The 20,695-nt window shown below is 65.0% G+C and carries 20 protein-coding genes, 1 pseudogene and 1 riboswitch; of the genes and pseudogenes, 8 read left to right on the forward strand and 13 right to left on the reverse strand.

Annotated elements, in window-relative coordinates; genetic code table 11:
• Window positions 1–7: 7 nt before the first annotated feature.
• Window positions 8–1,396 (reverse strand): NAD-dependent malic enzyme, encoded by a 1,389-nt coding sequence (locus ACT3UE_RS00910; protein ID WP_444554819.1) that lies wholly within the window; start codon window positions 1,394–1,396, stop codon window positions 8–10.
• A gap of 259 nt (window positions 1,397–1,655) precedes the next feature.
• On the opposite strand from ACT3UE_RS00910, the gene ACT3UE_RS00915 reads away from it, so the two are divergent.
• The gene (locus ACT3UE_RS00915; RefSeq protein WP_444554820.1) at window positions 1,656–2,420 is read left to right on the forward strand and encodes an IclR family transcriptional regulator; all 765 of its coding nucleotides are present in this window, start codon (window positions 1,656–1,658) and stop codon (window positions 2,418–2,420) included.
• 520 nt (window positions 2,421–2,940) lie between these two features.
• On the opposite strand, the pseudogene ACT3UE_RS00920 reads toward ACT3UE_RS00915, so the two are convergent.
• The 4 genes and pseudogenes from ACT3UE_RS00920 to uraD all read right to left on the reverse strand — a co-directional run.
• A pseudogene (locus ACT3UE_RS00920) lies at window positions 2,941–4,416 on the reverse strand (nucleobase:cation symporter-2 family protein); the annotation flags it as partial.
• A 73-nt stretch (window positions 4,417–4,489) separates the two neighbouring features.
• Window positions 4,490–5,410, reverse strand: a complete 921-nt coding sequence (gene pucL, locus ACT3UE_RS00925; protein WP_444554821.1) for a factor-independent urate hydroxylase — start codon at window positions 5,408–5,410, stop codon at window positions 4,490–4,492.
• Between the two features lie 2 nt (window positions 5,411–5,412).
• Window positions 5,413–5,769, reverse strand: a complete 357-nt coding sequence (uraH, locus tag ACT3UE_RS00930; protein WP_444554822.1) for a hydroxyisourate hydrolase — start codon at window positions 5,767–5,769, stop codon at window positions 5,413–5,415.
• A gap of 68 nt (window positions 5,770–5,837) precedes the next feature.
• On the reverse strand, window positions 5,838–6,335 hold the full coding sequence (gene uraD / locus ACT3UE_RS00935) for a 2-oxo-4-hydroxy-4-carboxy-5-ureidoimidazoline decarboxylase (RefSeq protein ID WP_444554823.1): 498 nt from the start codon (window positions 6,333–6,335) through the stop codon (window positions 5,838–5,840).
• A 338-nt stretch (window positions 6,336–6,673) separates the two neighbouring features.
• On the opposite strand from uraD, the gene ACT3UE_RS00940 reads away from it, so the two are divergent.
• Window positions 6,674–6,874, forward strand: coding sequence for a hypothetical protein (locus ACT3UE_RS00940; protein ID WP_444554824.1), 201 nt, complete (start codon window positions 6,674–6,676; stop codon window positions 6,872–6,874).
• A gap of 340 nt (window positions 6,875–7,214) precedes the next feature.
• Here the strand turns inward: ACT3UE_RS00940 and aceE are convergent, their stop codons facing one another.
• Window positions 7,215–9,902 carry a pyruvate dehydrogenase (acetyl-transferring), homodimeric type gene (gene aceE, locus ACT3UE_RS00945; protein WP_444554825.1) on the reverse strand — a complete coding sequence of 896 codons (2,688 nt, stop codon included), beginning with the start codon at window positions 9,900–9,902 and terminating at the stop codon, window positions 7,215–7,217.
• A 208-nt stretch (window positions 9,903–10,110) separates the two neighbouring features.
• On the opposite strand from aceE, the gene ACT3UE_RS00950 reads away from it, so the two are divergent.
• The 4 genes from ACT3UE_RS00950 to ACT3UE_RS00965 are packed head-to-tail and all read left to right on the forward strand — an operon-like array spanning window position 10,111 to window position 13,679.
• Window positions 10,111–11,205, forward strand: a complete 1,095-nt coding sequence (locus ACT3UE_RS00950; RefSeq protein WP_444554826.1) for an exo-alpha-sialidase — start codon at window positions 10,111–10,113, stop codon at window positions 11,203–11,205.
• A gap of 5 nt (window positions 11,206–11,210) precedes the next feature.
• Window positions 11,211–11,498 carry a MoaD/ThiS family protein gene (locus ACT3UE_RS00955; RefSeq protein ID WP_444554827.1) on the forward strand — a complete coding sequence of 96 codons (288 nt, stop codon included), beginning with the start codon at window positions 11,211–11,213 and terminating at the stop codon, window positions 11,496–11,498.
• 58 nt (window positions 11,499–11,556) lie between these two features.
• A complete protein-coding gene (locus tag ACT3UE_RS00960) occupies window positions 11,557–12,684 on the forward strand; it encodes a tellurite resistance/C4-dicarboxylate transporter family protein (protein WP_444554828.1) in 1,128 nt (375 codons plus the stop codon).
• On the forward strand, window positions 12,681–13,679 hold the full coding sequence (locus ACT3UE_RS00965; protein ID WP_444554829.1) for a pirin family protein: 999 nt from the start codon (window positions 12,681–12,683) through the stop codon (window positions 13,677–13,679). Before ACT3UE_RS00960 ends, ACT3UE_RS00965 begins: the two co-directional genes overlap by 4 nt.
• A gap of 26 nt (window positions 13,680–13,705) precedes the next feature.
• Here the strand turns inward: ACT3UE_RS00965 and dnaB are convergent, their stop codons facing one another.
• Complete coding sequence (gene dnaB, locus ACT3UE_RS00970; RefSeq protein WP_444554832.1) at window positions 13,706–15,037, reverse strand: replicative DNA helicase; 1,332 nt, start codon at window positions 15,035–15,037, stop codon at window positions 13,706–13,708.
• A gap of 565 nt (window positions 15,038–15,602) precedes the next feature.
• Here dnaB and ACT3UE_RS00975 point away from each other — a divergent pair.
• Together ACT3UE_RS00975 and ACT3UE_RS00980 are read left to right on the forward strand one after the other, a co-directional pair.
• Window positions 15,603–16,025 (forward strand): DUF1801 domain-containing protein, encoded by a 423-nt coding sequence (locus ACT3UE_RS00975; protein ID WP_444554830.1) that lies wholly within the window; start codon window positions 15,603–15,605, stop codon window positions 16,023–16,025.
• Between the two features lie 80 nt (window positions 16,026–16,105).
• Window positions 16,106–16,552 carry a hypothetical protein gene (locus tag ACT3UE_RS00980; protein WP_444566094.1) on the forward strand — a complete coding sequence of 149 codons (447 nt, stop codon included), beginning with the start codon at window positions 16,106–16,108 and terminating at the stop codon, window positions 16,550–16,552.
• Between the two features lie 19 nt (window positions 16,553–16,571).
• Here ACT3UE_RS00980 and ACT3UE_RS00985 read toward each other — a convergent pair whose 3' ends face one another.
• The 6 genes from ACT3UE_RS00985 to ACT3UE_RS01010 form a co-directional block, all read right to left on the reverse strand.
• Window positions 16,572–17,078: a flavin reductase family protein gene (locus ACT3UE_RS00985; protein WP_444554428.1), complete on the reverse strand. Its 507-nt coding sequence runs from the start codon at window positions 17,076–17,078 to the stop codon at window positions 16,572–16,574.
• A gap of 52 nt (window positions 17,079–17,130) precedes the next feature.
• Window positions 17,131–17,245, reverse strand: a riboswitch (SAM riboswitch).
• A 215-nt stretch (window positions 17,246–17,460) separates the two neighbouring features.
• Window positions 17,461–17,916, reverse strand: a complete 456-nt coding sequence (rplI, locus tag ACT3UE_RS00990) for a 50S ribosomal protein L9 (protein WP_444554429.1) — start codon at window positions 17,914–17,916, stop codon at window positions 17,461–17,463.
• Between the two features lie 14 nt (window positions 17,917–17,930).
• Window positions 17,931–18,170: a 30S ribosomal protein S18 gene (gene rpsR / locus ACT3UE_RS00995; protein ID WP_007269381.1), complete on the reverse strand. Its 240-nt coding sequence runs from the start codon at window positions 18,168–18,170 to the stop codon at window positions 17,931–17,933.
• A 68-nt stretch (window positions 18,171–18,238) separates the two neighbouring features.
• Complete coding sequence (locus ACT3UE_RS01000) at window positions 18,239–18,814, reverse strand: single-stranded DNA-binding protein (protein ID WP_444554430.1); 576 nt, start codon at window positions 18,812–18,814, stop codon at window positions 18,239–18,241.
• A 41-nt stretch (window positions 18,815–18,855) separates the two neighbouring features.
• Window positions 18,856–19,161 (reverse strand): 30S ribosomal protein S6, encoded by a 306-nt coding sequence (gene rpsF, locus ACT3UE_RS01005; protein ID WP_444554431.1) that lies wholly within the window; start codon window positions 19,159–19,161, stop codon window positions 18,856–18,858.
• A 195-nt stretch (window positions 19,162–19,356) separates the two neighbouring features.
• Entirely contained in the window at window positions 19,357–20,673 is a 1,317-nt protein-coding gene (locus ACT3UE_RS01010; protein WP_444566095.1) for a M18 family aminopeptidase, read from the reverse strand.
• Window positions 20,674–20,695 lie beyond the last annotated feature (22 nt).

Raw genomic sequence — 20,695 nt, forward strand, 5'->3', positions numbered from 1 at the left:
GATCCTCCTACTTGCTGCCGCGTGCTGCGGCGACTACGGCGTCGGCCACGTCTCCGGCGACGTGCGGGTCGAACACGCTGGGAATGATGAATCCGGAGTTCAGCTCGTTGTCGTCCACCCGCGCGGCGATCGCGTCGGCTGCGGCAACCAGCATTTCCGGGATGATATCAACCGCGTGGGCGTCGAGCAGGCCACGGAAGAAGCCCGGGAACGCCAGCACGTTGTTGATTTGGTTCGGGTAGTCACTGCGGCCGGTGGCCACCACTGCTGCGTGGCGGCCAGCAACGACCGGGTCGACCTCGGGGTCGGGGTTGGCCATGGCAAAGACGATCGCGCCGTCGTTCATGGACTCGATGTGCTTCTCCTCGAGGATATTGGGGGCGGAGACACCGATGAAGACATCGGTGCCGACCATGGCCTCGTGGAGGGTGCCGCTGAAGTTCTCCGGGTTGGTGTTCTCCGCCAACCAGGCGCGGTGGGAATCGCTGTGTTCGGTGTTGCGGTCGATGGCACCATTGCGGCCACAGGCAATGACGTTCTTCGCCCCACGGGCCAGCAGCAGCTGGACGATGGCGTTGCCCGCAGCGCCGACACCCGAGACGACGATGCGCACGTCCTCGATCTTCTTGTCCACCACACGCAGCGCATTCTGCAGGGCCGCCAGGGTGACGATGGCCGTCCCGTGCTGGTCATCGTGGAAGACCGGGATGTCCAGTTCCTCCCGCAGGCGGGCCTCGATCTCGAAACAGCGCGGTGCGGCGATGTCCTCGAGGTTCACGCCCCCGTAGACCGGGGCAAGGGCCTTGACGATGCTGACGATTTCATCCGTGTCCTGGGTATCCAGGCAAACCGGCCAGGCATCGACGTCGGCGAACTGCTTGAAGAGGGCCGCCTTGCCCTCCATGACCGGCAGGGACGCCTCGGGGCCGATGTTGCCCAGCCCCAACACCGCGGAGCCGTCGGTGACCACGGCGATGGTGTTGCGCTTGATCGTCAGGTTGCGTGCCTTGGAGCGGTCGTCGGCGATGGCCTGGCAGACGCGGGCGACGCCGGGGGTGTAGGCACGGGAGAGGTCATCGCGGTTGCGCAGGGCCACCTTGGGAACCACTTCGAGCTTGCCGCCCAGGTGCATCAGGAACGTGCGGTCGCTGACGTTGCGGACCGTGACGTTCTCGAGGTCGTCCAGTGCCTCGCGGATGCGTTCGCCGTGCTCGGCGTCCGTGGTGTTGCAGCTGACGTCGATCACCATGATGCTGTGGGTTGATTCAGTGACATCCAGCGCCGTGATCGCACCGCCTGCAGCACTGACGGCTGCGGCAAGATCGCTCGTGGCCGTGAAGCTGGCCGGTGCCTCGACCCTCAGGGTCATTGAATATCCGGGGCTGGGATTCGCCATGAATTCCTCCTACTAGAACTGATGGTCGGTCTGCTTTTGCAGTACCTGCCATAAAAAACATTTCCGTATAGTGGATAATATTATTTGTACTACGGAAAATCAAGGTCAGCGTACAGATTCGTTCCTCGAACGCTGGATGAACTTTCTCGGCTAACGGAAAAAGTTTTCCCACTTCAAGTACTCTGGATCAAAACGCCGCTCCATATCCGGCCAGACCGTGCGGCATCCCCGGCCGGCGACCACGTTTCAAGGAGAAACCATGCCCACCAAACCAGCCACCGGTGTCCAATCAGTGGAGCGCGCCTTCGATTTGCTAGAACTCATCGCCCGGGCCGGCGGGGAATGCACCCTGAGTGAGTTGGCGGCCGAAACCCCGATGCCGCTGCCGACGATCCACCGGCTGCTGCGCACGCTGGTGGGCATCGGGCATGTCCGCCAGCTGCCCAACCGCCGCTACGCGCTGGGCCCGCGCCTGATCAGGTTGGGCGAGGTCGCCAACCGCCAACTGGGCTCGGTCGCGGCGCCGCTGTTGAAGACGCTCGTCAACGAGCTGGGCGAATCGGCGAACCTCTCGGTGCTCGACGGCGACATGATCACCTACATCAATCAGGTCCCCTCCCCGCACAGCGTGCGGATGTTCACCGAGGTGGGCCGCCGGGCCAACCTCCACGACACCGGGGCCGGCAAGGCGATCCTCTCGGTCATGGATACCGAGCGCGTCGACCGCCTGGTCGGCCAGGCCGGCATGCCGACCCCCACGCCCCACAGCATCGGGACGTTAAAGGAACTCCACGCCGAGCTCGACCGCATCCGCAAGGCGGGCTATTCGATCGACGAGGAGGAGCAGGAGTTGGGAGTGCGTTGCTTCGCCATGGCCGTTCCGGGCGCCCCGACCCCGATGGCCGTTTCCATTTCCGGCCCGACCACCCGTGTCGATCGTGATTTCGGTGATCGCGCCGTTCCTGCCCTGCAGCGGGTGGCCGATGCCATCGCCACTGCCTTGCGCGGCTCCAACGGCTCCTAGGCCCACGGCACCGGCTGCGGGCCCGGCTGCGGGCCCGGCTGCGGGCCCGGCTGCGGGCCCGGCTGCGGGCCCGGCTGCGGGCCCGGGCTTCCCGCCTCGAGGCCCGGGGCCCGCAGCCGGTCAGCCAGGGCCCGCGCACTGCGACTGCGCCACCACGGCAGGATGATCCGGGGTTACAGAGCCGCATCGGACAAAGAACAGCCCGCCTTCACCAGGTTTCCCTGGTGAAGGCGGGCTGTTCTCATTCGTGGGGCGGCGGGGCCGGACCCTAGGCCCTATGGGCCCCGTGTTCCGAGGAACCCGTCTCGCCCTCGTCCTGCTCGTGGAGGGCGTCGGCACGTAGTTCCTGGCCAGCAGCCTCGGGCTGCGCGGCAGTGGCTTCCGTGGCACCGTTCTCACGCACGGCCTTGACGTTCTCGGCTTGGCGCTTGACCTCCTCCGGCTCCATGCCCTCGGGCAGGGCCGCAGGGATGCCTTCGGCCTCACAGGCCTTCACATGCTCGGCCATGACCACGGTGTACTCATCGACGCTGACCACCGGGATCTCGTCGCCGTCCACCGAGATCAGCTTGCCGGATTCGTAGTGGTCCCCGTCCTGCAGGCTGTGCACCTGGTCCTCACGGACCATACGCGGCGGGGACGCAGCGAACACCGAGGCGTTCTTGGAAGGATTACCCAGCTTGAGCTCGTTGAACAGGATGTTCAACAGCACGGCCATCAGGGCTGCGGAGCTGATGCCGGAATCCAGGATCGTGGCCAGCCAGGTGGGGAAGGCATCGTAGAAGTCGCCCTTGACCACGGGGATCAAGCCGAAGGCCAGCGACGCGGAGACGATGATCATGTTCATCCCCTTGTCGTAGTTGACCTTCGACAAGGTACGGATGCCGCTGGCTGCCACCGTGCCGAAGAGCACGATGCCGGCGCCGCCGAGTACGGGAAGCGGGATGGCTGCCACCACGCGCCCCAGGATGGGCAGCAGGCCCAGGACCACCAGGATGCCGCCGCCGGCAGTGACCACGAAGCGGCTCTTGATGCCGGTGATGGCGACCAGCCCGACGTTCTGGGCGAAGGCACTCTGCGTGAACGTGTTGAAGAACGGTGCGACGAAGCTGGAGATCATATCGGCGCGCAGGCCGTCTCCGATGCGCTTGGAGTCGACACGCGTCTTGGCGATTTCGCCGACGGCCAGGATGTCTGCCGTGGTTTCGGTCAGGATCACCAGCACCACGATCGTCATGGAGATGATGCCACCGATTTCGAAGACCGGCATGCCGAAGGCCAACGGCTTGGGGATCTCGAAGATGGGGCCGTCTCCGACCGTGGCGAAGTCGGCAATGCCGACCGCCCAGGCCACCAGGGTCCCGATGACGATGGCCAACAGGATCGACAGGCGTGAGATCGCGGCATTGCCGACCTTGCTCAACAGGAGCACGATGAGCAGCGTCAACGCGGCCAAGCCGATATTGGCCAGGGAGCCGTAGTCGTCCGTCGTATCGTCGCCACCCATGGACCAGTTCGCCGCCACCGGGGTGAGCGAAAGGCCGATCATGGTGATGACCACACCGGTGACCACCGGCGGGAAGAATCTGATGATGCGGGCAAAGAACGGTGCCACAAGGAAACCGATGGCCGCGGCGACCATGACGGCCCCGAAGACCGCTTGGATGCCACCATCACCCTTGACGATGGTGACCAGCGTCGCGACGGACGCGAAGGACGTGCCCTAGACCAGCGGCAACTGGGCGCCGAAGAAGGGGACGCCGACCGTTTGCAGGATCGTGGCCAGACCGCCGATGAACAAGCAGGATGCGACCAGCGGGGCCAGATCGGTGCTGTCCATGCCCGCGGCCGCGCCGATGATCAGTGGCGGAGCAATGATGCCGCCATACATGGTGAGCACATGCTGCAAGCCATAGGCGAGGGTGCGCCCCAGTGGTAGCTTCTCGTCTTCCGGACGGGCTACTGCTGTGGCGTTTCGATGTTGCTTGGCTTTCACGGCTGACCTCCTTGTGCACTTCCGTGAGGGCCGGGCGCCCGCAATGCTGCGGGCGCCCGGCGTGTACTACCGCTTAGCAGAAGCCTGCGGCATTTTCCCAGATCGGGTGCGTGGGCGAAACGCCTTCACGCTGGATGGTTGCTTCAATGAGGCCGTACGGGCGATCCGCCGCGAAGAAGACCTCGTTGGGGTTGTCCTGGCCGAACGGCGACAGGTCCACCAGGAAGTGGTGGCTGTTCGGCAGCGAGAAACGGATTTCCTCGATCTCGGGATGCGTCTCGAGAACCAGGCGGCCCATTTCGTACATCGTCTGCTGCAGGGCCATCGAGTGGGTCTCGGCGAAGGCCTTGAGCAGCAATTCACGCACGGAGGCGTAGATGCCGTTGAAATCGGTGTCCTCCGAGGTCGAAGCCTCGGTGTTGTAGCGCCACCGGGTGTTGACATCCGTGGCGAGAACGCGCTCGGAGGTCTCCTTCAAGGTCGTGTACTTGTCGACCGGGAAGCCGTGGAACTCGCTGCCCGTGGACTTGAGCACGGTCAGTCCGGAGATGCCGGCCAGGATGCTCTTCTGTCCGTCGGCGATCTCCAGGATCGCCGTGCGGACCTCGCTCATGTTGCGCGAGAAGGAGTGGTCGTGGTCCTGGATGCGGTCCCAGAAGTACTGTTCCGCGGCCCAGCGCCCACCGGTCACCCAATCGAACTCGGAGACGAAGTGGTCACCGAGACGCTTGATGAACTTCTCCGGGGACCCGACTCCGTCACGGGCGAAGCCATAGACGGTGTTCTTCTGCGTGTCGGTGGGGACGACGTGGCCGTTGTCTCCCTCGGTGTGCGCGGCTTCGAAGTCGCCGTGCAACTGCGAGGAGACGTTGAGGTCCTCGATCTCGTGGCGGGCGGTGTCGCGGGTGATCTTGACCAGGCGGACCTCGGCCTTGCCGTATTGATTCTTTGCCAGGACGATCTTGGTGCTGGGCTTAGAAGCGGTGGTAGACATGTCTAGCTCCCTCGGTATGTCGAATATGCAAACGGGCTGATAAGAAGAGGTACGTGGTAGTGCTGGCCTTCGTCGGCGATGACGAATCCCAGCGCGACCTCGGGGAAGAAGGTTTCCGTTCCCGTCTTCCCGAAGTAGGCCCCGGTATCAAAAGTGATTCGGTATTGCCCTACTTCAACCGCGACCGGCCCGAGGTTGTTGATCCGACCATCCTGGTCGGTGCTTCCTGAGCCGATTTCTTGCCAGCCGGACGCCTGCTTGGCTTCCAGCGTGGCCTTGACACCGGAGGCGGGCCTCCCGGTCCCGGTGTCGAGAATGTGGGTAGTGATGTGACTGCGTTCGGACGCTGCTGCGCTCATCGAATTGCTCCTTGGGATGGGTCGCTGGGTGCGGGGGCGGGCCAAAGACGGGGGCCCGGCGCCGATGCTTAGGTGGTGGCGAAGAGTCCGCGGAGACGCAACAGTGCGATCTCGCGCAATTGCACGGCGACCTCGGCACTCTCGGCCTCCTCGGAGTTCGCCTGGCGGCGTTCCAACTCGGCCAGGATCTCTTCCGCGCTGCGACCTGCAGCACGGATGAGGAACACCCGGCCGAACTTCTGCTCGTACTCCTTGTTTCCCTCCAGGATCCTGCGTGCCGTTTCCGACTCCGCATCCACCGCTGATTGTTCGTCCCGGCTGAGCGTGGCTTCGGCCGACTGGCCCTTGGCCTTCTCCCCGATGCGGGGGTGATGCGCCAAGGCGGCATCTACTTCACCGGCACTGAAGGGGGTGGCCTCCGCTTCGGCGCGGGCGAGGAGGTCCTCGACCCCGGCATACGGCCGGTTGTCGACGACGCCCTGGATCCAGCGGTCGATGTCTGCGCAGGGGCGCAACGTGGCAACGGCCTGCTCGGCAGTGGCATTGTTGAATTCCTGGAGATCCATTGGTGTCAGCTCTTTCACAGTCAGACTGCTTCCACCTTGGCGCTGAACACCCTTACCGTCGAGGGTTGGCCCTCAAGTTGACTCGATGTTTCTGTATGGTGGAATTTTTATTTCGTTATCTACTGTAACCCCGCTCACATATCGATTGTCAAGACGCAGGGCGGATCATTCTTCACCCCTTCCGCCCGCCGGCGGCTTGACCTGGGCGCAGAACTTGCCGCGCCATTCGAAAAAATCCCAGCACCCCTTGCCAGACCATCAAATCGAGTCCATACTTATTCCATATCCCAAAATAGTTTTTCCGACTACCGGAAAACGAGCATATCGAGGAGGACCGCATGACCACAGATCAGGATCGCCGGGACGACACCGGGCACCAGCCGCGGGTCAGCCACTCGACGCCACGCCCCTGCACCGAGCCCTTCTACGCCGTCGGAGGCCTCGACCCCGACTTCGCCCCGCCGCTGCACACCCCCAGCAAGCCGGGCCTCTTCTCCCGGCTGGGCGCCAGCTGGCGCCGCGCCACCACCACCCGCTAGGCGTTCACGGGCAGGACCGGGCAGAGGACCGGCCCCCAACGGAACCGGAGCGGCACAGACGATTATTCGGACAGCGAAGCGCTGGCCGGGGAGCACTCGACCCCGACCAGCGCTTTATTGCGTCCAGGGCACGGGCCCCGGCATCTTGCGGCGGGGCCCAGCGGGCAGCGACGATGACCCTTCGCGCCCCCTCCGACGGCGGTCCCCTCCACGAGGGACGCGGACCCGCCACCAGGACCCTCGCCCGACGCCAGCCGTCTGTCCCGTCGCCCACGCCCCTGCCCCCACACATGACACCGCCGCCCGCCCCCAAGGGGACGGGCGGCGGTGCTGACGGTCTCTATTCGGCGTTCTGGTCGAAGCCGTAGTGCTCGTGGGCCTGGCGGGCGACCGAGGCATCGATCTCCCCGCGGCGCGCCAGCATCTGCAGCGTGCGCACCACGACCGATTGTGCGTCGATCCCGAAGAAGCGTCGAGCCGCGGGACGGGTGTCCGAGAAGCCGAAGCCATCGGCCCCCAGCGTCGCGAAGTCGTTCGGGACGAACTGTCGGATCTGGTCCGGAACCTGACTGGCATAGTCGCTCACGGCGACCACCGGCCCCTGGGCCTCGGCGAGCTTCTCGGTGACGTAGGCCTGCCGCGCCTCGTTTTCGGGGTGGAGGAAGGAATCACGTTCGGCGGCGACGCCGTCGCGACGCAGTTCGTTCCAGCTGGTCACCGACCAGACATCGGCGGAGACGCCCCACTCCTCGGCGAGGAGCTGCTGGGCCTCCAGGGCCCACGGCACCGAGACGCCCGAAGCCAGCACCTGGGCCTTCGGGCCCGCGGTTTGGGAGGGCGATAGGAGGTAGATGCCCCGCAGGACCCCCTCGACGTCCAGGCCCTCGGGCTCGGCAGGCTGCGCAATCGCCTCGTTGTAGACCGTGAGGTAATACATGACGTTGGGGTCTTCGTGCTCGCCCCCGTACATGCGCTCCAGGCCGTCCCTGATGATGTGCCCGATCTCGTAGCCGTAGGCCGGATCGTAGGTGACCACTGCCGGGTTGGTGGAAGCCAGGATCGGGGAGTGCCCGTCGGCGTGCTGTAGGCCCTCGCCGGTCAGCGTGGTCCGCCCGGCGGTGGCTCCGATGATGAACCCGCGGGCCATCTGGTCACCGGCAGCCCAGAAGGCGTCGCCGGTGCGCTGGAAACCAAACATCGAGTAGAACACGTAGACGGGGATCAACGGTTCGCCATGCGTGGCGTAGGAGGTCCCTGCCGCGGTGAAGGCAGCCACCGCGCCGGCCTCGTTGATGCCCGGATGGATCAACTGGCCTTGCGGGGATTCCTTATAGGCCAGCACCAGATCCCGGTCCACAGACAGGTATTCCTGCCCGCCGGGGTTGTAGATCTTCGCGGTCGGGAAGAAGGCATCCATGCCGAAGGTCCGGGACTCGTCGGGGACGATCGGGACCACCCGGTTGCCGAACTTCTTATCGCGCATGAGGTCCTTGAGCAGACGCACGAAGGCCATCGTGCTGGCCGCCTGCTGCTTGCCGGAACCGCGTTTGGCGACTTCGTAGGCCTTGTCCTCGGGGAGATGGACTTCTGCATGCTTGGTCCGGCGTTCGGGAACCGCCCCACCCAGGGCCGCCCGGCGATCCATCATGTACTTGATCTCCGGGGCGTCCATGCCCGGGTGGTAGTACGGCGGGGTATACGGATCGGCTTCGAGCTGCTCATCGGTGATCGGGATCCGCAGCAGGTCGCGGAAGGCCTTCAGGTTGTCGGCCGTGAGCTTCTTCATCTGGTGGGTCGCATTGCGCCCCTCGAAGCTCGTGCCCAGGCCGTAGCCCTTGACCGTCTTGGTCAGGATGACCGTGGGCTTGCCCTTGAACTCGGTGGCGGCCTTATAGGCGGCATAGACCTTGTGGTAATCGTGACCGCCACGCTTGAGGTTCCAGATCTGGTCGTCGCTCAGATCCGCGACCATCTCCTTGGTCGCCGGGGTCTTGCCGAAGAAGTGCTCGCGCACGAATCCGCCGGATTCGGCCTTATAGGTTTGGTAGTCCCCATCGGGGGTGGTGTTCATGATGTCCACCAGGGATCCGTCGACGTCCTTCTCCAGGAGGTCGTCCCATTCGCGGCCCCAGACCACCTTGATGACGTTCCAGCCGGCACCGCGGAAGAAGGCCTCCAGCTCCTGCATGATCTTACCGTTGCCCCGCACGGGGCCGTCGAGGCGCTGGAGGTTGCAGTTGATCACGAACGTGAGGTTGTCCAGCTTCTCGTTGGCCGCCAGCTGCAGGAAGCCGCGGGATTCCGGCTCGTCCATTTCGCCGTCGCCCAGGAACGCCCAGACGTGCTGGTCGGAGGTGTCCTTGATGCCACGGTTCTGCAGGTAGCGGTTCGACTGGGCCTGGTAGATCGCGTTCGCCGGGCCGATGCCCATGGAGACGGTGGGGAATTCCCAGAAGTCCGGCATCGAACGGGGGTGCGGGTAGGAGGGCAGGGCATGGCCCTTCTTGGACTTCTCCTGCCGGAAACCGTTGAGGTCCTCTTCGCTCAGCCGGCCTTCCATGAAGGCGCGGGCGTACATGCCGGGGGAGGCGTGGCCCTGGAAGAAGACCTGGTCGCCGCCGCCGGGGTGGTCCTTGCCACGCCAGAAGTGGTTGAACCCGACCTCGTACATCGTCGCGGCACCGGCATAGGTGGAGATGTGCCCGCCGACCCCGATGTCGGGGTGCTGGCCGCGGTGGACCATGATGGCGGCATTCCAGCGCATCCAGGCGCGGTAACGACGCTCGATCTCTTCATCGCCGGGGAACTCCGGCTCACGGTCCACCGCAATGGTGTTGACGTAATCGGTGGTCTGCGGCCGCGGAACCTCCACGCTGCGGTTGGAGGCCCGTTCCCAGAGGCTGCCCATGATGTCCGAGGCGTGCCTCGTCCCCCTGGCCTCCACCAGACCGTCGAAGGACTCCAGCCATTCGGCGGTCTCCTCCGGATCGGATCCGGCGGCGGTGGGCGAATCGTCGATGATACTCATGCATGCCTCTCTGACGTGTCCGGAACGGGTGACATTCCGCGGTCAACACCATCTAAAATAAATCTCGCCTTGTGGAAGTTTCTTCTCACAGAGCAATATCAAGTGAACGCGGTCACGGCCACGCTGTCAATCCATCAACGAAATATTGATTCTCCATCCCGGTGGAACAACTATTGCCCACGCCCTCTTCCGGTGATGCACTTCTCCCATGACCACCACCATGATTGCCATCGGAACGAAGAAGGGCCTCTGGATCGCCACAAGCGGGAACGGGCGCGACTTCACCCTGGGCGAGCCACATTTCCTGAACCAGGAAGTAGCCTCCGTCGCCATCGACAGCCGCGGCCCGCAACCGCGGATCCTCGCCGGACTCAACGACTGGCACTGGGGCCCGACCGTGGTCCATTCGGATGATTTCGGGGCCACCTGGTCCGAACCCGAAGACGGAGCCATCGCCTTTCCCGCAGATACCGGCGCCGCACTGGAGCGGGTCTGGCATCTACGTCCCGATACCCCGGAGCGGCCCGGCGTCATCTGGGCCGGCTGTGAACCGACCTCCGTCTGGAAATCCACCGATGGCGGCGAGAGCTTCGAATTGAATCGTGGCCTCTGGGACCATCCACACCGCCCCGAATGGGGAGCGGGATTCGGCGGTGCCGCCGTCCATACGATCGTCCCCCACTCCACCGACGCGGGGACCGTCCACGTGGCGATGAGCACCGGCGGGGTCTACCGCACCCACGACGGGGGCAGCACCTGGCAGGCCAGGAACCGGGGGATCTCCGCAGGGTTCCTGCCCGCCGAGGAACCGGAGTTCGGCCAGTGCGTCCACCGGATCACCGCCGATTCGACCAATCCCGACCGGCTCTACGCGCAAAACCATGGCGGCGTCTACCGCAGCGACGACGGCGGCGACCACTGGGCCGATATCGCCTCCGGCCTGCCCTCCGACTTCGGCTTCACGTTCCTGACCCACCCGCACCGTGCCGATACGGCCTGGACGCTGCCGCTGGAGGCGGACATCCAACGCATCCCACCCGGAGGCAGACTCAGCCTGTACCGCACCACCGATGCCGGTTCCACCTGGACCGAACAGCACCGCGGACTACCGGACCACGAATACAACGTCGTGCTGCGCGACGCCGCCGACGTCGACGTTCCTGACCCCGAGGGCCCCGCTTGCCTCTATCTGGGGACCCGCGGAGGCGAGGTCCACACCAGCAGTGACGAAGGTGGGAGCTTCCACCAGGTGGCCTCCCGTCTGCCCGACATCCTCAGCCTGCGCGCCGGCTCGGTGCGGTGACGGCCATGGCCCACGCCAACCTCGAGATCCCCGCGACGTTGGCCCCCCTCTGGGGCCGGCAACGCCGGGCCGTGATCGAGTACGACGCCGGAACCCGGCTGGAGGGGTTCCTGGACCTCGCAGGGCAGGGACACCCCCGATTCGCCCGGCGCTTGCGCGACGAGACCGGAGCGATCCGCCGCTACGTCAACGTGTTCATCGACGGGGAGAATGTCAGGGTCCTGGAAGGTCTGGACACGGTGGTCCCCGACGGGGCGAACGTATTGATCATCCAGTCCGTCGCCGGAGGCTGAATCCAGCGGCCAAGGATAAGCTGACAGCACCCGCCAGCAGCCCGAAGGGATCCAGACCATGCCAGCCGCACCCCTGACCTCGCCACGGCCCCCCACCCCCGGCACCACACCGGCGGGCCTCCGACGCAGATTCGCGGCGACGATCTCCGATCTCCCACCCTCGTGCTTCGCCTTCGTGATGGCCACCGGCATCGTCTCGGCGGCCCTGCTGAAGTCCGGCCGACCGGTGCCGGCGGAGATCCTGTTCTGGGTGGCGATCACGGCGCTGGTGATCCTGATCGCCGCAACACTCTGGCGCGCCATCGCCCACCCCGGGAAGTTTGCCGCGGACATCATCTCCCCGGCCAAGACCTTCGGGTTCTTCAGCTTCGTCGCCGGGCTGGACGTCCTGGGGCTGCACTACGTGATGACCGACCGGGCGGACATCGCCCTGGTCCTGGGCTGCCTGGCAGCCCTGGCCTGGCTGGTGCTGACGTACCTCATTCCCGGCGTACTGCTGCTGCGCCCGCAAGGCACCCCCGTCCTCAACGCGGCCAACGGCAGCTGGTTCCTCTGGGTCGTCGCGACCCAATCGCTGGCGTCGGCCGCCGCGGGCGTCGCCAGCGCCCATTCCAGCAACGGACTGGCAACCCTGGCGGCGGCGCTGTGGGGGGTCGGGGTGATGCTGTACATGCTGATCGGCACCCTGATCACCCTGCGGCTGATCACCCGGGCCAACCGGCCCGCCGATCTGAGCCCCACCTATTGGATCTTCATGGGGGCGACAGCCATCTCGGTATTGGCCGGTAGTGCCCTGTTGAAGCTGCCGGACAGCTTCGAGGCCATCGCCGCGACGCGCGGCTTCATCAGCGGAACCAGCTTCATCCTCTGGTCCCTGGGCCTGTGGTGGGTCCCGCTGCTCATCCTCTTCGGGATCTGGCGCCACGTCGTGCACCACCACAACATGCGCTACGAAACCGCCCTGTGGTCCATCGTCTTCCCCCTGGGGATGCTGGCCACATCGTCCATGATGTTCGGTCAGGGTCAGGGGATCGGGATCATCGACCGGATCGGCCACGTGACCGTCTGGGTCGCGGTACCGGCCTGGAGCATCGCCGTGATCCTCATGGTGGTCGCGGCGGCCCGGTGGCTGCGCACGCCGCCCGGGGAACCCACGCCGCCGGTCCAAGAACCCGGCATACCGTGAGTAACTTCGAGAAGGACCCCCCGGAAATCCTCTGCGCGGACCGTCCCACCACCGGGTCCGGAACCACCACACCCGAACTTCTGGTTCCCCGCGACGTCCCCCTGGGAGGGCCCCGAGGCATGAACGTGCGACGGACGCTCCCCCAACGCCGCCGCAGTCTCATCGGCTCCTGGTGCTTCCTTGACCACTACGGTCCCCGGGATCTGACGGACAGCCAGGGAATGAACGTTCCCCGCCACCCGCATACCGGCCTGCAAACCGTCAGTTGGCTATTCTCCGGGGAAATCGAACACCGCGATTCCACCGGAACACTGGCCGTTGTCCGCCCCGGGGAACTGAATCTCATGACGGCCGGCAGCGGCATCAGCCATTCGGAGTTCTCCACGCCCGAGACCACCATCTTGCATGGAGCCCAACTTTGGATTGCCCTACCGAATACTTCCCGCGACACCGCACCCGCGTTCGAGCACTACCGCCCCGACCCCATTTCGGGTCAGGGCTGGGTCGCCAGGGTTTTTCTCGGATCATTGCTCGGTGACAGCGCCCCCAGCGCCGTGCACCGCCCATTGGTGGGCGCCGAGCTCCGGCTCGAGGAAGGCGCCACGCTCGTCGTAGATACGGAACCGGGTTTCGAATACGGGCTCCTGCTCGACGCCGGGAGCCTCCTGGTAGATGAAACCGAGGTCCCGATGGGCCATCTGGCCTACCTCCCGCAGGGTTCGACATCGATGTCGTTGCGGGGGCTCGACGGCGGGGCCCGCCTGCTCCTCATCGGCGGGGAACCGTTGGGTGAACAAATCGTGATGTGGTGGAACTTCGTGGGGCGTTCACACCAAGAACTCGTCGACTTCCGGACCGCGTGGCAGCAGCAAATCGACCCTGAAGCCTCTCAGTGGTCGTCAGATGGCCACGATTTCGGACCCTTCCCAGCCGGGCAGCCAGCGGCTCTGCCGGCACCGGAAATGCCCAACGCCCGGCTGAAACCGCGGAGCTAGGGGGAGCGGCAACCCGCCCTTGCGGGTTAGAACCCCCCGCCGCCTTCGGTGGCCATGTTGTTGAAGCGCTGGTAATGGCCCTGGAAGGCTACGACGATGTTCTTGGTCGGACCGTTGCGGTTCTTGGCCACGATGATGTCCGCTTCGCCGGCGCGTGCGGATTCCTTGTCGTAGATATCCTCGCGGTGCAACAGGATCACCAGGTCGGCGTCCTGCTCGATCGAGCCCGACTCACGCAGATCCGAGACCATCGGCTTCTTATCGGTGCGCTGCTCGGAACCACGGTTGAGCTGCGAGAGGGCGACGACGGGAACATCGAGTTCCTTGGCCAACAGCTTCAGTGCCCGAGAGAACTCCGAGACTTCCTGCTGGCGCGATTCCACGCGTTTGCCCGAACTCATCAGCTGGAGGTAGTCCAGCACCACGAGCTTCAGGTCGTGCCGCTGCTTCAGGCGCCGGCACTTGGCCCGGATCTCCATCAGTGACATGTTCGGGGAGTCGTCGATGAACAACGGCGCCTCGTTCAACCGCCCCATGGTGGTGGCGATCTTGCCCCACTGCTCGTCCTTGATGGTGCCCTTGCGCAGATCCTGCAATCCGATGCTGGCTTCGGCCGACAGCAGACGCATGGCGATCTCGTTGCGCCCCATCTCCAGGGAGAAGACCACGGTGGTCATGTTGTTCTTGATGGATGCCGAACGGGCGATGTCCAGGGCGAAGACCGACTTGCCCACCGCGGGTCGGGCGGCCACCACGACCATCTGTCCTCCGTGGAGGCCCTGGGTCAGTTCGTCGAGTTCATAGAGGCCGGTCGGCACCCCGATCATTCCCTCGCCACGCTGGCCCGCCGATTCGATCTCGTCTACGGTGCCTTCGATGATGTCGCGGAGCGGGACGTAGTCCTCCGAGGTGCGTCGTTCGGCCACCGCGTAGATCTGGGCCTGCGCATCGTTGACGATCGCGTCGACCTCGCCGTCCTGGCTGTAGCCCATCTGCACGATCTTGGTGCCCGCTTCAACCAGCCGGCGTAATACCGCCCGTTCACGGACGATCTCCGCGTAGAACCCGGCGTTGGCCGCGGTCGGCACCGACTGGATCAGTGTGTGCAGGTAGGCGGGTCCTCCGACACGGGAGATCTCCCCGCGTTTGGTCAAGTGGTCGGACACCGTCACCGCGTCGGCGGGTTCGCCCCGGCCATAGAGGTCCACGACGGCCTCGTAGATCGCCTCATGCGCGGGCCGATAGAAATCGACGCCCCGCAGGACCTCGACACAGTCCGCGATGGCATCCTTCGAGAGCATCATGCCACCGAGCACGCTTTGCTCCGCCACGAGGTCCTGGGGCGGGGTCCGCCCCATGTCCGATGAATTCGACGACCCTGATTCGGTGTGCGTGAGCGTCACGTCCGGTTCCTTCCCTCTCAGCGCGGCGCCGGTGATGCGGCGCAGCCACGTCCCTCTAGTATCCCAGTGAATGCGACCCACCGACACAATGGTGCCGCGGGTGACGAACGGGGAATCCAGCCCGGTTGGAGCCGGGGACCCTGTCACCCTATGCCCCCGACGGGCAGAACCAAAGAGAGTTATCCACAGCCCATGTGGAGAACCTGTGGGTGACGCGGCGTGTTGTGTGCACAGTCTGGGGACGGGCTTGTGGATTACTTTTATTTTCCTTCAATAACCCTGCTCTGACTAGGCATTTTACTTGTGGATAACAACTGATGGAAGAAAACTTTTCGTCAACATTCACCCCCTACTTGCAGGTTGCCAAGCAGCACACATGTGTGCAGGCGCCACTTATCCACAAGTTGGCCATGGTTCTCCACAGACACGCCGCCAGCTGTGGGTAGCTTTGACTTTCGCGTCCTCGGGCCGGGCCGGGACATCCATTGCCGTCGCCGAATCGCACTGGCACGCTGGCACGATGTCAGCAGCGAAGACCCGACCGACAGAGGTGGATCCACGTGATTTCCTCGCTGCCATCGAGCACCCCGCGCGGCGGGACGACGCCCACGCACTTCTGTCGATGATGCAGGAAGCCAGCGGTCGGCCCGCGATGATGTGGGGAACCAGCATCGTCGGGTTCGGCTCCTACCATTACCGCTACCCCAGCGGGCGTGAAGGAGATACCCCGGCGATCGGGTGCTCTCCCCGCGCCTCCTCGCTGGCCCTCTACGGGCTGACGGACCCCCCGGCCGCGGCCGGGCTCCCGGCTGGACTCGGCAAGCACCGACTGGGCGCTTCGTGCCTCTACGTCAACAAGTTGGCCGACGTCGGGCTCGGGATCCTGCGTGAACTCATGGATACTGGACACCACCACGTGATGACCGAACTTCACCAGCCCTGAACGGGTCCGGAGCCAAGGCACGTGAAATAATGGAGGAAAGACCGTCGCCCGCGCGGCGGCCCCGAACCCCAGGAGGGGACATGTCTGAAATCAGCGGTTCCGAACTGCTGACGGCGATCGTCGCGATCGTCGTCCTTTTCGCGGTGTTCGGTGCCTTGACCTGGATCTTCAAGACACGACCCTCGGGCCACCCCAGCGATGCCGAGCAATACATCGCCCGCCTCAATGCCACGGCGGCCCACCAACAGCAGATCGACACGGAGAAGGCGGAAAAGCTCCGGGCGGCGACGACGGCTCGGGCGGCCCAGGCCGCCCGCAACTCCCCCGGACGCACCGGCCAGAGCACCGGGTTCGACCTCGAACATCCCCCGGGGATGGCGCCCGGTCCGGGAAACCCCAATTTCGACCGCGTCATGCAGCTGATCAATCAAGGAAACTACGTCGGCGCGGTACGTAAGATCAGGCAGGACACCGGCCTGGGGCTGCTCCAGGCCAAACGATACGTGGACACCCTGCGGGGCATGTAGCCACCCCCCCCCAGCGGTCCTAGACCAGGGCCTCCGCCTGCAACGTGCGGAAGGCCGAACCGTGGAAGACCAACGGGTCATGGGCCCCGTCGTGTCCGGCATGGCCGTGGACCCGCAGGAGGACCACATGGTGGTCCCCGGCGGGGAATTCGCGTTCCACGCTGCAGTCCAACCACAGGGAGGCCTCGTTCAGGAACAGGGCCCCTTCATCGGTGGAGTCCAGCCGCAACCCGGCAAACCGGTCACCCGATTTGGAGGCGATCTGCCGGCAGACCCGCTCATGGGCCTCGCCGAGAACCGACACGCCGATCCGGCCCGCGGCCCGCACGATGGGCCAGGTCCGGGAGCTGTTCTGCACCGCGAACATCACCAACGGAGGGTCCATGGAGACCCCGACGGTGAAGGAGGAGGCGACCAGGCCCTGGGCCTCGCCATCGATGATCGCGCACAGGGCGGCGATTCCCGAAGGGTGGCGCGCGAAGGCCTGGCGGAGTGCGTCGGGTTGAAGATCATGGGACAGTGTCATCTGCTCTGCTTCCGGCGTATGGCACACCGGTGGATCCCGGGATCCACACGGGGTGCGGTACTTGCCGCCCGGGGAGCCGGACGGCCGAATCATCACCTGGAGCACCCCACTACCGTGAGAGGGTTGCCGGCCACCCAGCCAGGGCTTGGAAGGTGGCGCTCTTGATTCATGGTCCACGCTAGGGCCGGTGGGTCCCCGGGGTCAAAGATCTCCGCAATATTTCGCAAGATCGCCTCCCGGGGGCCACAGCCGGAGGCACATGGGCCGCCGACGATGTCGGGCCTTAACGACCGAGGGGCCCTGCGCTTACGCGCAGGGCCCCTCGGGTCCACCGTGGTCGGCTCCACCTCCCGTGGGGAGGGTAGCCGGTTCGCGGTGGTGGCTACTTCTTCGCGGCGACGACCTGCAGGTCGATGGTCGCGGAGACGTCCTCGTGCAGACGGACGGTTGCCTGGTAGTTGCCGGTCGACTTGATGTGCTCGGGGATTTCCACCGTGCGCTTGTCGATCGAGCCGAGGCCGGCGGCCTCGACTGCGTTGGCGATATCGGCGGTCTTGACGGTGCCGAAGAGGCGACCACCCTGGCCGGCCTTGACCGTGATCTTGACCGCCTGGGCGGACAAGTTCTGGGCCAATGCCTGGGCATCCTCGAGGGATGCGATGGCGCGAGCAGTGCGGGCGGCCTTGATGGACTCGACCTGCTTCTCACCACCCTTGCTCCAGAGCAGCGCGAAACCGCGGGGCAGCAGGTAGTTACGTGCGTAACCATCCTTCACCTCGACGACCTCGCCAGCGGTACCAAGACCGGTTACTTCGTGGGTCAGAATCAGCTTTGCCATGGTGTTATCCCTTCCTAGCCGCGGCCAGCGCCGGAGTAAGGCAGCAGGGCAACTTCACGCGCGTTCTTGATGGCCTGGGCGATCTTGCGCTGCTCCTGGACGGAGACGCCTGTCACGCGACGGGCACGGATCTTTCCGCGGTCGGAAATGAACTTGCGCAGCAATGCTACGTCCTTGTAGTCGATGACGGTGATGTCAGCGGCCTTCAAGGGATTGGACTTTGGTTTGGGCTTACGGAGTTCAGCCTTAGCCATCGTGGAGCTCCTTTATCTGGTGGAGCCCGCAGAATTTTTCCGCGGGATGGTGAATAAGAGGTGTTGCTTTAGAAGGGTGGTTCGTCGGACCCGCCGGCATTGCCCCATCCACCGTTATTGGAGGAGGAGGCCCAGGGGTCCTGAGCCGGAGCGTTCCAGGTGCCGCCCTGGTTTCCGCCGGGGTTTCCCCCACCGAATCCAGCGTTGCCGCTCTGGTTTCCGCCACCGAAGTTTCCTCCGGCATTACCGCCGCCGAAGCCGCCACCACCCGAGTTGTTGCGCTGGGTGCGGGTGACCTTGGCGGAAGCGTAGCGAAGCGAGGGGCCGATCTCGTCGGCATCCAGCTCCATGACGGTGCGCTTCTCGCCTTCCTTGGTTTCGAAGGAACGCGACTTCAACCGACCCTGGGCGACGACGCGCATGCCCTTGGTCAGCGTCTCGGCGACATTTTCGGCAGCATCGCGCCACACCGATGCGCGAAGGAACAGCGTTTCGCCGTCCTTCCACTCACTGGTCTGGCGGTCGAAGGTCCGCGGGGTCGAGGCAATGGTGAAGTTCGCCACTGCAGAACCGGACGGGGTGAAACGCAATTCCGGGTCAGCGGTGAGATTTCCGATGACCGTGATGACGGTTTCGCCTGCCATGGTGCCTCCTTGAGTCGGTTTCTACGAAAAGTCGACGCAGACTACTCTGCGACGACCTTCTGGTCTTCCGGGCGGGTGATCTTGGTGCGCAGGATCGTCTCGTTGAGCGAGAGCTGGCGGTCAAGTTCCGCGGAAGTGGCCGGGGTAGCGGTGAAGGTAACCACCGCGTAGATGGCTTCTGCCTTCTTCTTGATCTCGTAGGCCAGCCGGCGGCGGCCCCAGATATCAACATTGTCGACGGTGCCACCATCGTTGCGGACGACATCAAGGAACTTGCCAAGAGTCGGTTCCACGGTACGTTCGTCGACCTCGGGGTCGATCAGTACCATCAGTTCGTATGCACGCATGTGAACCCACCTCCTTTGGGCTAAACGGTCACGGTCTTTCCGTAACAGGAGGTTCTGTGCGTTGGCCGAAGTCGTTTCAGGGGTCAGAAACGGCACAAACAGCCTGACACATCCTACCCGATGCCGGTTCCACCACCCTAACCCGCGCCTGCGGCGAAGCGCAGGGGGCCCCTGGGGCCTGTGGACGGCGGCGGCTCAGCCGGCGAAGAACCCCCGGGTCACGCGGGCCAGGGCCAACGGATCCTCGACCGCACACATTTCACGGGCCGAGTGCATCGAGAGCAAGGCGATGCCGACGTCGACGGTGCGGATGCCCAACCTGGTCGCGGTCAGCGGTCCGATGGTCGATCCGCAGGGCATGACGTTATTTGAGACGAACTCCTGATAGGGGACGTTCACGGCTTGGCAGAGGGCAGCCCAGAGGCCGGCGCCTACCGCATCGGTGGTGTACCGCTGATTGGCGTTGATCTTCAGCAACGGGCCGCCTCCCAGAACCGGGCGGTTGGCCGGGTCATGGCGTTCCGGGTAGTTCGGGTGGACCGCGTGACCGGCATCGGCAGAAATGCAGACGGAGTCGGCGAAGGCCCGGGCCCGTTCTTGGACCCCGCCGCCGGCAGCGTCCACGATGCGTTCAAGCACATCCTGCAGGAAGGGCCCGCTGGCCCCCGAACGGGAGGCCGAACCGACCTCTTCGTGGTCGAAGGCGGCCAGCACCGCAATATGTCCTGGGCCGTCGTCGTTCTCCGACGTGGCTTCAGGACCCCAGCCACGGCGTTCTGCATGGTCGATCAGTGCGACCAGTGAGGCGTGCACCGAGGAGAGGTTGTCCAACCGCTGGGAGGCCAGGAACTCGCCCCGGCCACCGAAGAACGCGGGTTCCTGGGCAATGGTGGTGACGATGTCGTATCCGGTGATCGTTTCCGGGTCGACCCCCGCATCCGCTGCCAGGATGGCGAGCAGGTCCGCTTGGCTCGGGTCCCCGAGGCCCCACACGGGGTTCATATGTTGCTGCTTATCCAGGGTGAGCCCGTCGTTGACCGCCCGGTCCAAATGAATGGCCAGCTGCGGGAAGCGCAGCAGGGGGCCGGTCCGCACCAGGTGTTCGGCGCCGTCGGAGGTGACCACCCGGCCGGAGAGGATCAGTTCTCGATCGAGCCAGGAGTTCAGCAGGGGTCCACCGTAGATCTCGACTCCTGCCTGCAGCCAGCCTTCACGTCCGGTCGTCGGTTTGGGTTTGAGTTTGAACCCGGGGGAGTCGGTATGGGAACCCAGGATGTGGAATCCGGTGGTGGCGGTGGCTCCTGCGGGAATGAACCAGGCGATGACCGCACCGTCACGCACCGTGTAGTAGCCGCCGGGGGTGTGGTCCCAGGTATCGGACTCTGCCCGGGCACTGAACCCGGCGGCGGCCAGCCGGCGGGCGACCTCGGCGGCGGCATGGAAGCTCGACGGCGATGCCGTGACGAACGCCCCCAGATCATTGGCGTGTTCCTGTGCTTCCGACGTGGCCATACCCATCCTTAGGTGTTGTGTG

Source organism: Arthrobacter sp. 179 (genome assembly GCF_052379645.1).
Classification (GTDB): Bacteria; Actinomycetota; Actinomycetes; order Actinomycetales; family Micrococcaceae; genus Arthrobacter_H.